This is a genomic window from Robinsoniella sp., assembly GCF_034124845.1.
This window is the reverse complement of sequence record NZ_JAWYAJ010000211.1, coordinates 1-12880: the sequence shown is the minus strand read 5'-3', so window position 1 is coordinate 12880 and position 12880 is coordinate 1. Positions and strand designations below refer to the sequence as shown.

General features: G+C 40.9%; 13 protein-coding genes. 10 read left to right on the top strand and 3 right to left on the bottom strand.

Going from position 1 to position 12880, the window contains the following annotated elements; genetic code table 11:
* From ACH2DQ_RS10100 to ACH2DQ_RS10085, 4 genes are all read left to right on the top strand, one after another.
* On the top strand, positions 1–619 hold a 619-nt coding region (locus ACH2DQ_RS10100; protein ID WP_395026631.1), incomplete at its 5' end, for a DUF4162 domain-containing protein.
* Positions 616–1380 carry an ABC transporter permease gene (locus ACH2DQ_RS10095; protein WP_394911606.1) on the top strand — a complete coding sequence of 255 codons (765 nt, stop codon included), beginning with the start codon at positions 616–618 and terminating at the stop codon, positions 1378–1380. The genes ACH2DQ_RS10100 and ACH2DQ_RS10095, both read left to right, overlap by 4 nt.
* Before the next feature lie 186 nt (positions 1381–1566).
* On the top strand, positions 1567–2358 hold the full coding sequence (locus tag ACH2DQ_RS10090; protein WP_394911605.1) for a hypothetical protein: 792 nt from the start codon (positions 1567–1569) through the stop codon (positions 2356–2358).
* Between the two features lie 531 nt (positions 2359–2889).
* The gene (locus tag ACH2DQ_RS10085) at positions 2890–3861 is read left to right on the top strand and encodes an Rpn family recombination-promoting nuclease/putative transposase (RefSeq protein ID WP_394911604.1); all 972 of its coding nucleotides are present in this window, start codon (positions 2890–2892) and stop codon (positions 3859–3861) included.
* A gap of 85 nt (positions 3862–3946) precedes the next feature.
* Here the strand turns inward: ACH2DQ_RS10085 and ACH2DQ_RS10080 are convergent, their stop codons facing one another.
* Complete coding sequence (locus ACH2DQ_RS10080) at positions 3947–5035, bottom strand: iron-containing alcohol dehydrogenase family protein (RefSeq protein WP_394911603.1); 1089 nt, start codon at positions 5033–5035, stop codon at positions 3947–3949.
* A 277-nt stretch (positions 5036–5312) separates the two neighbouring features.
* Here ACH2DQ_RS10080 and ACH2DQ_RS10075 point away from each other — a divergent pair, with 277 nt between their 5' ends.
* The 3 genes from ACH2DQ_RS10075 to ACH2DQ_RS10065 all read left to right on the top strand — a co-directional run bounded on the left by ACH2DQ_RS10075 (position 5313) and on the right by ACH2DQ_RS10065 (position 8515).
* Positions 5313–6902, top strand: a complete 1590-nt coding sequence (locus tag ACH2DQ_RS10075; RefSeq protein WP_394911602.1) for an alkaline phosphatase — start codon at positions 5313–5315, stop codon at positions 6900–6902.
* A complete protein-coding gene (locus tag ACH2DQ_RS10070) occupies positions 6903–8057 on the top strand; it encodes a YibE/F family protein (protein ID WP_394911601.1) in 1155 nt (384 codons plus the stop codon).
* A gap of 65 nt (positions 8058–8122) precedes the next feature.
* On the top strand, positions 8123–8515 hold the full coding sequence (locus ACH2DQ_RS10065) for a hypothetical protein (protein ID WP_394911600.1): 393 nt from the start codon (positions 8123–8125) through the stop codon (positions 8513–8515).
* A 93-nt stretch (positions 8516–8608) separates the two neighbouring features.
* Here ACH2DQ_RS10065 and ACH2DQ_RS10060 read toward each other — a convergent pair whose 3' ends face one another.
* On the bottom strand, positions 8609–8806 hold the full coding sequence (locus ACH2DQ_RS10060) for a hypothetical protein (RefSeq protein WP_394911599.1): 198 nt from the start codon (positions 8804–8806) through the stop codon (positions 8609–8611).
* Between the two features lie 217 nt (positions 8807–9023).
* On the opposite strand from ACH2DQ_RS10060, the gene ACH2DQ_RS10055 reads away from it, so the two are divergent.
* Complete coding sequence (locus ACH2DQ_RS10055; protein ID WP_394911598.1) at positions 9024–9806, top strand: Cof-type HAD-IIB family hydrolase; 783 nt, start codon at positions 9024–9026, stop codon at positions 9804–9806.
* A gap of 1 nt (position 9807) precedes the next feature.
* Here ACH2DQ_RS10055 and ACH2DQ_RS10050 read toward each other — a convergent pair whose 3' ends face one another.
* On the bottom strand, positions 9808–10248 hold the full coding sequence (locus tag ACH2DQ_RS10050) for a transporter (RefSeq protein ID WP_394911597.1): 441 nt from the start codon (positions 10246–10248) through the stop codon (positions 9808–9810).
* Between the two features lie 96 nt (positions 10249–10344).
* Between ACH2DQ_RS10050 and ACH2DQ_RS10045 the strand changes: the two genes are divergently transcribed.
* Together ACH2DQ_RS10045 and ACH2DQ_RS10040 are read left to right on the top strand one after the other, a co-directional pair.
* Positions 10345–11031, top strand: a complete 687-nt coding sequence (locus ACH2DQ_RS10045; protein ID WP_394911596.1) for a DNA alkylation repair protein — start codon at positions 10345–10347, stop codon at positions 11029–11031.
* Between the two features lie 329 nt (positions 11032–11360).
* Positions 11361–12880 (top strand): SPFH domain-containing protein (locus ACH2DQ_RS10040; protein WP_395026624.1); only part of this gene is annotated, 1520 nt, incomplete at its 3' end.

Sequence of the window (12880 nt, the reverse complement as noted above, 5' to 3'; positions counted from 1 at the left end):
CGGGGAAGTATCCGGGATGCCGGCAAAAAAGATTCAGGATAAAAGCGGGGAACTGTTGGAAATCGTAGGCCTAAAAGATGTAAAGCAGAAAATCGGCGGTTATTCCAGGGGGATGAAGCAGCGGCTGGGAATTGCCCAGGCACTGCTAAACGATCCCAGACTGCTGCTCTGCGATGAACCTACTTCTGCACTGGATCCTGTTGGGCGAAAAGAAATACTGGATATTTTATCGGTGGTGAAATCGCAGATGACAGTGGTATTTTCCACCCATATCTTATCGGATGTAGAGCGCATCTGCGACCGGGTTGCAGTTCTGCATGACGGAAAGCTGGCGCTCTGCGGAGGTCTGGAAGAGTTAAAATCAGGTCATAAAAGAGATGAAATGATCCTGGAACTGATGAATGAGCAGGATGCCAAAAAGCTTCAGGGCATGCTTTTGAACACGGCTGGAATCACGGCTGTTGACAGGTCCCGGTTCTCTTTAACGATTCAGGTACAGGATGTGGAAAAGAGCGGATTTGATATACTATCCCTGGTTTTAAGAGAGCAGATGCAGGTATTGAAGTACGAGGTACAGGAGCCAAATCTGGAGACCTTATTTATGGAGGTGGTAAAATGAAAGGATATGTAGCTTTTCTGAAAAAAGAATGGCTGGAGCAGTTAAGAACCTACCGTTTTTTCATCCTCTTAACTATATTTTTTATCTTTGGTATGATGAGTCCCCTCACTGCCAAACTGACACCGATGATATTGAAGAATTTTGCAATAGAAGGAATGCAGATTACGATGCAGGAACCCACGGCAATGGATTCTTATATGCAGTTTTTCAAAAATAATACTTCTATGGGATTGATCGTTCTGATATTGGTTTTCAGCGGTATCCTCTCCAGTGAACTGTCCAAAGGGACTCTGATTAATATATTAACCAAAGGCCTGTCCAGAAATGCTGTTATTCTGGCAAAGTTTACGTCTGCAGCGGTCACCTGGACCCTATCTCTGGCTCTGTGCTTTGTGACAACCTATGGATACACCGTGTATTTATTTAACCAGCAGGATATCCATCATCTTTGGTTCGCGGTTTTGTGCCTGTGGCTGTTTGGCATATTTTTGCTGTCACTTCTCCTTCTGGTTTCTACAGTGGGGAAGAACAGTTACACCAGCCTTTTGGGGGTGGGAGCTGTAGTAGTCCTGTTATTTATGGTAAATATGCTGCCGGTTTTACAGAAATATAACCCCTTACTCCTGGCATCAAATAACTTCGGCATGCTGGCTGCGGATTACCGGATTTCGGATGCTATGGCTTCGGTTGGGGTAACAGCAGGATTAAGCCTTTTGTTTTTAGCGGGTGCTGTGATGATTTTCCGTAAAAAAAGGATCTGATCGTATTTAAGACCGTTTTAAGGGCAAAGATGATTTTTATCTTTGCTTTTTTTATGTCGTTGGATTTTGTATAAAAATGTCAAATCAGGCAATAGACCAAGAATCAGATATAGCGTATAATAATCTCGTCAACACAATAATAGAATTAGAGGATGGAATATATAACCTATAAGACGGGGTGAGAACATGCAGGGAAAGAAGAAATTGGATCAAAGCTGGAAAATCATATTCTGGTTTGGAGTCTGTTTTTTTATTTCAGAGTGTATCAAACAGATCTTGCTTACGGCAGTGGTTAATGATGGAAGATACAGCTGGCAGTACTTTCCCTTTCAGCTGTGCAGTCTGCCCATGTATTTATGCCTGATTCTGCCTTTTTTGAAACACAAAAAAGCTATCATACACTTTTTAATGGATATCAATCTGCTGGGAGGTATCTTTGCCTTTGCCGACACCTCCGGCATGTGTTATCCCCTTTACATACTGACACTGCATTCCGTCTGCTGGCACCTGGCATTGATTGCGTTGGGGATTTACACCGGAATTAAATTTTCTCCAGGTTTAAGAATCCGGGATTATCTGGGTGTTATAAAAATATTCGCCATCACTGCGGGGATTGCAGAAATAATTAATACAGCAGTATCCAAGCTGTTCACAACTCAGATCGATATGTTTTATATCAATCCATACAGACAGTTTTCCCAGATTATAATAAGAAATTTGGTTGGATTGATACCTAATCTGTTTGTAATCCTTGTGTATATGGCAGCGATTGTACTGGGAGGATTTTTAATTCATTTAATATGGATGGGGGTCGCGTTACGGAAAACACGCTTCGAAGCCGGAGGCAGTGTGGGGAAAGAGGGGCTGGCGGATAAAGAGGGGATGGTGGATAAAGAGGGGATGGTGGATAAAGAGGGGATGGTGGATAAAGAGGAGTTGGCGGATAAAGAGGGGCTGAAGGATAAAGACAGGGGATGAATAGGCATGCCATGACACAGAATTGGCTGTTTATTACTGTCTTTATAACCTTTTATTACCTTCACGAAGTGCTTTTTTGCGGTACGCGGGCATTTGCTGGTAAATCCTGATGATTTCGAAGCTCAGTGTCCGCTTTCAATCCGTTGGGCGTTAGTTGTTTGTATCTGTAAAAAAATACTCCGTATTCATAGTAATTTGTAATTTCTGAAAATGTTCTTTGTAGCATTTGTACATGTAAATGTAAATGCTTATTCTATTCATCTACAACAATCTTACTTCAGCTTGCTAAATCTATAAGAGAGATATAATTATTAAAACTTAACTATTCCAATTAATTATGTTGCATTATTGGTTAAAATGTGTTATGATATATAAATATAATTCTTTAGTCCTGCAATTCTTGCAGAGATATTTCCACATTAAATAAAAATAACAATTGAAAAGCGTTGTAAGAAAAACTATCTGGCATAATGTTAAGTTCATGCTGTCCGTACGTTGCAGTCTACAGCTCTTTTCAAAAAGGAGGAGCTTATGCATATTGAAACACAGCAGAATGATAACATTTTACAGGAGGATTCCATGATTTACAACATTTACGGTGATCAAAGGGAAACATTTCTAATGCGTCCAACCGTAGATTTCTGCTTTAAGGAACTAATGGCAGACCCGGTGGTGCGAAAAGGATTTATAGCAGCTGTTCTTGGAAAAAGGGCAGAGGAGGTAAAAGATACTACCCTTTTGCCAACGATTCTGCGAAAGGGAACAAAAGAAGAAAAGCTTGGGATCCTGGATGTGAGAGTATTGTTGACAGACGGGGAACAAATTGATATGGAAATGCAGGTGGGACCATATGAGTTCTGGGAAGAACGGACCCTGTTTTATATGAGTAAAATGTATATTGACCAAATAAATGCAGGAGACTCCTACGGAGGTCTTGGGAAATGCATACATATCGGTATTTTGGATTTTATAATCTATCGGGATACAAAAGATTTTTATTCCATTTTCCATATCTGGGAGGATGGAAGGAAAGCACTTTACAGCGATAAGTTTGAATTTCATGTCCTGGAACTGCCCAAGCTTGAAAGATTAGAGCTGCAAGACAGCGAATTACTGCATTGGGCTAAATTTTTTGGAGGAAAAAGCAAGGAGGATTTTGAAAGCATGGCAGAGAAAAATGAATATATCAGCACGGCATATGAGCGATTAAAGAATATTAGTGCAGATGACCGGAAAAGGTTTGAATATGAGGCAAGGGAAAAAGCAATACGGGATCATAACCATCTGATGTTTACGGCGAGAAAACGCGGCATTGAGGAGGGGATAGAACAGGGCATGAAAGCCAGTATCCAAATCTGTAAAAAGTTAGGTCTTTCCGAAGAGAATACAAAAAAACTACTGGTGATAAACTTTAATATATCACCCGCCGAAGCAGATAAGGAAGTAGTAAAATATTGGACAGAGACAAAAGAGGATGAAACCATTAATGCGTGTTTGAAATAAATTTCAGCTATCAGCGCGCCACACCTTACGGGATGCTATGGCAGATATCCGTAAGGTGCGGTGCACATTCAAAAAAATTTTAATCTCATTCAGATGAAATACATTTTGACAGAAACATCCCCTGCATAACATTTTCATCTACCGGAAACGGGCAGTTTGCCAGTTTTGCCTGATTGGATAACATGCCTTTTACAGCAGCTCTTTTAAGTTCATCACTGATTACGACAGTGCCCAGAACCTGCTGGATATAAGAAGCAAACTCTTCTGTGTCCCGGAAATTCAACAGGGACAGGATTTCTTTTTGATCATTTTCTGCGGCATTTAAGTATGCTGGGAGAAAGATACCAACGGCTTTCCCATGGGGAACACCGGTTTCGTAGGTTGGATAGTAACTGAGCCCGTGGGGAAGTGAAGTTCCGGTATGGGAAATAGCCATACCAGCCAGCGTAGAAGCATTCAGCAGCGCTTCATAATCAGCATCAGATCCTTCCTTTCCAAGTAGTAAATCTTTGACAGAAGCCCAGAGCTTCATACCTTCAATACAAAGCATTTTGCTGTAAAGAGTTGCATTATTATTGATGTAGCTTTCCATAAAATGTCCCAATGCATCAATGGATGTAGAGGCAAGTACGGCAAGGGGAAGGTTCTTTAAGTAGGCAGGATCACAAAGAGCCAGTGCAGGGAAAATCCGGTGGGAGATACTGGATTTTGTCCGCTTTTTGTGAATCGTGAGTATTGCATAAGGGGTGGCTTCGGAGCCAGTTCCGCAAGTAGTGGGAACACATACTACCGGATAAGCATCATCGGAACCTTTTTCATATAAAAAGCTTTCTGTTTTCGCTCTATGCTTCATCATAAGGGAAATCGCTTTCGCTGCATCCAGCGGTGATCCGCCTCCGATTCCAATGACAAAGTCGGCGCCTGACATATTTCCAAAGTCACGTGCTTCCATAACAGTTTCTATAGAAGGGTTTTCTTCAATGCGGTCAAACAGCACAAAGGGGATCCCTTCCTCTGTAAGTGCTCCCTGAACATCAGCCAAAGAGCCATTTTCTTTGGCTGAGCGCTTTCCGGTCACGATAAGCGCTTTATTGCCCAGAGCTGAGAGTTCCTTTGCATGGTTCCGTACACAATTCTTTTCACAATAAATCCTTGTTGGCATATAAAAATACATTTCCTGTTCCTCCTTCGGTAAAATCATTCTACGATTTTTTCAGAAATAAACCTGTTTTTACTTTCCTTTTGAATTCTATTTTTATTCTATCACAAATATATCCTTACGAACAGGAAGAAGATAAGTGCTTCGCTGTAGTACCGTTACTGTTAAATCTATTTTACAAAGGCTTTCATATTTTTACGAACACTTTACAAGGGAGAAAACCGGTCCTTACACTTTGCTGATAGAGTATTTCATGTAAGAAAATAATCAAGCAAAAAGAGGAGAAAAGATTATGAAATTGAAGAAAATCAGTGCAGTGATGTTAGTTATGGCATTGGCAGTCCCAACACTTACCACAGTTCCTTCCGTAGCAGGACATGCTGCTGAAACAACAGCTCAGACAGAGAAAGATACAAAGGCAGAGAAAGAGACTAAGGCAGCTGAATCTGATTCTAAGGCAGACAGTAAGGCAGCAGAAAATGCAAAGACGAAGACACCAAAGTACATTTTCTTATTTATAGGTGATGGTATGAGTTATCCCCAGATTCAGGCAACTGCAGATTACCTGGGAACGACGGAAAGCAAAGGGGAAATTGAGTCGAAAGAACTGTCCTTTATGAATTTCCCGGTGGCAGGAACAGCGCAGACATATGACAGTACTTCATTTGCTCCGGATTCTGCTTCCACAGCGACTTCTATCTCCACCGGAAATAAAACATACAGCGGAACGATTAATATGGATACAACCATGACAAAGAAGTTTGAGGCAATATCCGAAAAATTAAAAAAACAAAAAGACTTTAAAGTAGGGGTTGTGACAACGGTTAACTTAAACCATGCTACTCCGGCAGCATTTTATGCCCATCAGGCTTCCAGAAACAATTATTATGATATTGCAAAAGAGCTGGCAGACAGTAATTTTGATTACTTTGCAGGAGGGGCACTTCTTGATCCAACTGGAGAAAAAGAAGATCAGAAAGATGCTTATAAAATTGCAGAAGAAGCAGGATACAAGGTAATCAAAACCCAGGAAGAAGCAAAAAAATTAAAAGCAGAAGACGGAAAAGCACTTGTGATAGCAGAACATCTGGCAGATGCAGATGCGATGTCTTATGACCTGGATGCAGCGAAAGATGAACTTTCCTTAAAAGATTATGTGCAAAAAGGCATCGAAGTTCTGGACAATGACACCGGATTCTTTATGATGGTAGAAGGCGGCAAGATTGACTGGGCATGTCATGCAAATGATGCGGGATCAGCAATTAACGATACAGAAGCATTAAGCAATTCAGTAGAAGCAGCAGTTGAATTTTATAAAAAAAATCCGGATGATACACTTATTCTGGTAACCGGAGATCATGAAACCGGTGGTTTGACAATCGGATATGCGGGAACGGATTATGATACATATCTGACGAATCTCACAAACCAGAAAATATCCTATGCAAAATTTGATTCTGACTTTGTTGCAAAGTATAAAGAAAATAAAACAGATTTTAAAGAGGTATTGAAAGATATCAAAGCAAATTTTGGCTTAATGGCAAAAGATGATGCAGATGCAACAGAAGATTCCAAATTAGTTTTAACAGATTATGAATATTCCCGCCTGGAGGATGCCTATAAGAGAACCCTGGAAACAGGAACTGCAAAAAAGGATGGGATGTCACAGGAAGAATATATCTTATATGGAACGTATGAACCGTTATCTGTAACCATTACACATATTCTCAATAATAAATCAGGTATTAATTTTGCCTCTTATGCACATACAGGCCTTCCGGTACCGGTATATGCACAGGGTGCAGGACAGGATAAATTCGAAGGGTATTATGATAACACAGATATTTATAAAAATCTCGCACAGCTTACAGGCGTTAAGTAATTGCAATTTAAAATGCGAAAACTGAAGTTTACCCGAGAAACAGTTTGCTATCAGCTGCCGGTCATATTCTGTCTGGTGCTGATGGCAGTACTGTTTTTTTTACCTACCGGATTTGAAGATGCAGTCATTTATAAGGGGACAGAGCGCTGTGCGGCGGAGGTCCTGAATACTGATGACAGTAAGATAATCAGCACCGGATTGATAAAATCGGGAGAACAAAGATGCACGGTCAGGTTTTTAGGCGGGGAATTCAAAGGGTTAGAAGCCGACGGTTTTAATATGCTGAACGGATCACTGGAAGCAGATAAAATATTCCGTCCGGGAGATAAGGCACTTGTGGTAATCAGCCATAAAGGAGATGAAATTCTCTCCGTAAATTTAATTGACCACTATCGCCTTAATAAGGAATTAATCCTTGCCGGATGTTTTGTTGTGCTACTGATTCTTTTTGCGGGAAGGACCGGAATCCGGGCAGTTTTATCTTTTGGACTTACAATCATGATGATATGGAAGTTATTGGTGCCGATGTATTTAAAAGGAATGCAGCCGGTGATGGTTGGTCTGGTGATTGTACTGTCGCTGACTTTTATTATTATCACACTGGTCTATGGTTTTGACCGGAAAGCGTTTGCGGCAGTGAGCGGTTCCTTTCTGGGGATTATAACGACTTGTATCATGGGGCTGATTTTTACGGATGCATTTAAAATCCATGGTGCCATCATGCCCAATTCAGAAAGTCTATTATACAGCGGGTATGAGAATCTGAATCTTACCCAGATCTTCATGGCAAGTATCTTTATCGGATCATCAGGAGCCGTTATGGATCTGGCGGTAGATATCACATCTGCTGTAAATGAAGTCATACAGAAAAAGCCGGATATCGGATGGCGGGAAGCAATGCAGTCTGGCATGGCAGTGGGAAGAGCAGCCATGGGAACTATGACAACTACACTTCTTCTGGCTTATTCCGGGGGCTGTGTCGCTTTATTGATGGTATTCATGGCTCAGGGAACACCCATTGACAATATATTAAATTACAAATATGTCTCATCGGAGATACTGGATACCATAGTGGGGAGTTTTGGTCTGGTAACGGTAGCACCATTTACGGCTCTGACCAGCGGTGTATTTCTCACCAGAAAAAAGAAAGCGTAAATACCGGCATTTTGTTTTTCGGCCACGCATAAATTACTTACAGGAAGTGTTTGGGGAGGTTTACCGTGGAAGAAAAAACTAACATGGAGATATTAGCAGCGTTAGAGGAAGAAAAAAACTGCCTGAAGCGGCAGCGGGCATATTTGCGTTTCATTTCAGCAATTCTTGTAGTTTTTCTGTCCGGAGTGATTCTGTTCTTTGCAATAGCAGCACCCAGAATCAATAATATGATAGCAGAAGTGGAAACAGCCTCCGGGAGTTTGGATGTAATATCCAGACAACTGGCGGATGCAGATATTCCGTCCATGATAGAACAAATAAGCCGTCTGGCAGAAAACAGTGATCAGATCGTCAATCAGGCATCAGAAAATATGAATAAGATTGATTTTGATAAGTTAAATAAAGCGATCACGGATCTTCAGACCGTGATATCAACTCTTGCCAGGGTATTTGGATAGCGGATGAAGTACTAAATATTTGGGTTGCTTGGAATTTCAGGAAGCAATTTCCAAATACCCTCGTGTGCATATATCAGAAAAAGACTCCGGAGTTTACTCCAGGGAGTCTTTTTCTTTGCCTGAGGCTTTCATTTTCGGCGGTTCAAAATGATAAACTTCTTCATATGAGTCCAGTTCAGCTTTGCTCTGGGGAGCAGAAGGTATCAAGCCGGTACAATCCATGGATGAAGCGGAATTGCCGAGATAGTCATAATCATCAATGATTTCTTTGTTCGTTTTATTATCTTTCATAAGGATTCCTCCTGTGCATTATATAAAAATAGGTATCTCTTTTATTTAGTATGCAGAAAAGCAGAAAAAATATCCTCCCTATTTTTATAATTTATATAATCCTGTGATAACAAGACAGCAGGTTTGATTTTTGATGGATTAATGGATTTTTTTATGTTAATATGGTGGAATAGGAATAGCAGTACCGCAGTACCTGCGGTATGCAGGAGGTATGAAAATGAAAAAATTAATATGTTTTGATATGGATATGACACTTTTGGATCACGCAACTTACCGTATACCGGAATCTGCTATGAGGGCTCTGGATCAGCTGAGGGCCTTTGGTCATATTATTGTACTTGCCTCAGGGAGGGATATGGAAAATGAATTCAGCCTTCCACTGGCAAATCTGGTACACCCGGATGCGATTGTGCATGCAAATGGATTAAAGGTAACGATTGGAGACAAAAAAATCTATGAACATTTCATGGAGAAAAGCCTTGTAAAGGAACTGCTGGATTTTGCAGAGCTGCATCATATCTGCATTGGTTATAATCTGGGTGATATAGGATATTTTGTAAATAAAGAACGGGTGATTGAGAGAGAAATACAGGTATTTGGCAGCTGTGACCGTAAATTCGGCGATCCTGAAAAACTGCTGGATGCGTCTCTTCATGCGCTGGCTATGTTTGGTAGCACAGAACAGGTTGAGATATTAGAAAAAGCTTTTCCAATGCTGAAATTCCCGATGTTTTCTGGAAATGTGGGGGCAGACATTGTGGATAAAAGCACATCTAAAGCAGTTGGAATCCAGGCGCTTCTTAAACATTATCATCTGAAATGGGATGACGTGATTGCGTTTGGCGACAGTATGAATGATATGGAAATGATACAGGCGGCCGGATGCGGTATAGCCATGGGCAATGCTATAGAGCCTCTAAAGCAGGCCGCCGATTTAGTAACAAGAGCTGTTGACCAGGATGGGATCTGGTATGGATTGCATAAATTAGGATTGGTATAAACTATTTTTCGGTACACCGATCAGATTGATCGATAACGGAATTTTCCTCCGATCCCGGCTGCTCTTTTCCGGACTGGAATTTCGAAAGCAGGAATTTTTTAATAAAAAAGAGTATGCCGATTGCTATAATACCGATTGTAGTTTCAAACAAAGACATATGTTCCACCACCATTTGCCGGGCAGTAGCGAACATCAGTACTTCGATCAGCGTTTCCGGTGTGTGTTTGCAAAGCATTTTCACAAACTCAATTCCAACTACCAGGCTTAAAGCGGTAGAAAGAAAATTATTAAAATTATCAAATTGGGCGTTTGTAGCCATTTCAATCACATCTGGAATTAAGTGGATGCTTAAAATAAGTATAGCGGCAGTGATTAAGATTGCTAAAAATAATTCCATGTAATAAGAAACGCGAAAGAGCAGGTTATGGTATTTTTTCTTCATAAGTCAAGATTCCTCCTGTGTAGTACAATTAAAAATAATATAACATAGGATAGAGAATTCTGGTAGTAAAATTTTACAGAGGATATAGGAGCAGGGATGATTACAAATGAATGGGTAAAGGAACAGCTTCGAATGAATGCGGAAGAGAAATTCAGAACATTTACCATGCGGCTGATGCCGGGGGTAGAAAATGTTTATGGAGTACGACTGCCAGTTCTTAGAAAAATGGCAAAGGCTGTCATAAAGGAGGACTGGAGGTCTTATCTGGATGCAGCCAGTGACGAAAGTTATGAAGAAATTATGCTTCAGGGAATGGTAATTGGCTATGCCCGTATGGAGCTTTCGGAGCTATTTACAAGAATGGATCATTTTATTGTGAAAATAGATAACTGGTCCGTGTGTGACAGTTTTTGTGCGGGACTTAAGATTACCAGGGAGCACAAGGCAGAGATGTGGAAGTTTCTGGATAAGTACCTGAAAAGCCAGAATGAATATGAGATTCGTTTTGGGGTTGTAATGCTTTTAGACTATTATACAGAAGCAGCATATCTACCAGATGCGCTTGGGTTTTTTGATAAGATCAGACATGAAGGATATTATGTCAGAATGGCTGTAGCCTGGGCGGTGTCCATATATTATATAAAGTATCCCACACAGGTTTTGGAATATTTAAAAGAAAATCAACTGGATAACTGGACGTATAATAAAGCACTTCAGAAAATAACAGAGTCGCTGCAGGTTGATAAAGAAACAAAAGCATATATACGTTCTTTAAAAAGGTAACTCCACAATTTAAAGTGTAAAAAGATATCGTTAAATTATTGACAATATATGGAAACAGTGCTATATTGATCTTAATAAAAGGGAGTAGCCAACACCGAAAGGTGATTCGAAATCGTCAGGACGATGTAAAACATCCGTATCGAATGAAATGTGCGAGACTTTTATTGTAGCATTGGTTGTTGCAATAGGGGTCTTTTTTTATACCCCGATGCAGCAAACACAAATTTCCGGAAGTGCTCAAAGCATGAAAAAGGAGGTGGAAAGTTGCAATGAATAAGAGCATTTCAAACTAATAACGATTCACACAAACAGGACAAAGGAGAAAAAATATGAATATGATTATGGATAACATTGGGATTTTCATCGTGGTGGCTGTGGTATTGATTTTAATTATTTTAATACTGGTAACCGGATATGTAAAGGCTCCGCCGGATACCGCATTTATTATTTCCGGACTTCGGAAAAAGATTATTATTGGTAAAGCCAGTATTAAGATTCCCGTATTGGAGAGACTTGATAAATTAAGCTTAAAACTGATTCCAATCGATGTGAAGACTTCCAGTTCTGTTCCTACCGCAGACTACATTAATATTCAGGTAGATGCAGCGGTAAACGTTAAAATAAGCAGCGAAAATCAGCGGCTGGGACTGGCGGCTGAAAACTTCCTGAATCAGAATACCCAGTACATAGCACAGGTAGCAAGAGAAGTTCTGGAAGGTAATATGCGTGAGATTGTAGGCAGAATGAGGCTTGAGGAAATGGTGGGTGACAGACAGAAGTTTGCGAATCTGGTCAAAGAAAATGCAGAGCCTGATCTGGCAGCCATGGGGCTTGACATCGTAAGCTTTAACGTACAGAATTTCACGGATAATAATGGAGTCATTGATGATCTTGGTATAGATAATATTTCCCAGATCAAGAAAAAAGCTGCGATAGCAAAAGCAGAGGCTGAAAAAGAAATAGCGGTTGCGAAAGCGGAAGCAGACAAACAGGCAAATGATGCAAAAATTAATTCAGACCGTGAAATTGCCATTAAGAATAATGAACTTGACATACAGAAATCAGCGCTGCAGAAAAATGCGGATACGAAACGTGCAGAAGCGGATGCCGCTTATGAGATTCAAAAAGAGCAGCAGAGGAAAACAATTGGTGTAACGGCAGCCGATGCAGATATTGCAAAAGAAGAAAAAGTGATTCTTTTAAAACAAAAAGAAGCAGAGGTAATGGAACAGTCCCTGGATGCACAGATCAGGAAAAAGGCGGAGGCGGACAGATACGAACGCCAGCAGAAAGCAGAAGCCGAATTGTTTGAACGTCAAAAAGAAGCAGAAGCAAAGAAGTTCGAGGTGCAAAAGGAAGCCGAAGCGCAAAAGTCAAAGGCTGAAGCTGACCGTTATTCCAGGGAGCAGGAAGCCCAGGGTATTCAAAGGGTTGGAGAAGCAGAGGCAGAGGCAATCCGGGCAAAAGGGCTTGCAGAAGCGGAAGCCATGGAAAAACGTGCAGAGGCTTATCAGAAATATAACAATGCGGCTATGGCACAGATGCTGATCCAGGTGCTTCCTGAAATTGCAGGTAAAATTGCAGAACCCCTGAGCCAGATTGACAAGATCACAATCATTGGTGGAGGCGAAGGCAGTGGAATTGACCCGGTTGCCGGAAATGTTCCCGCAGTTATGGCAAAGCTTTTTGAATCCATGAAAGAGACAGTTGGCATTGACCTGGGTGAAATCATGAGAGCCGATACCTACGATGCCAAGGTAAACCGCAATATCACAGTAGAGGGATTGGACAAGGCGGATGATATACAGCGGGCGCAGGCAGAAGCAGCTGTTGTAAGTGAAGCGATGAA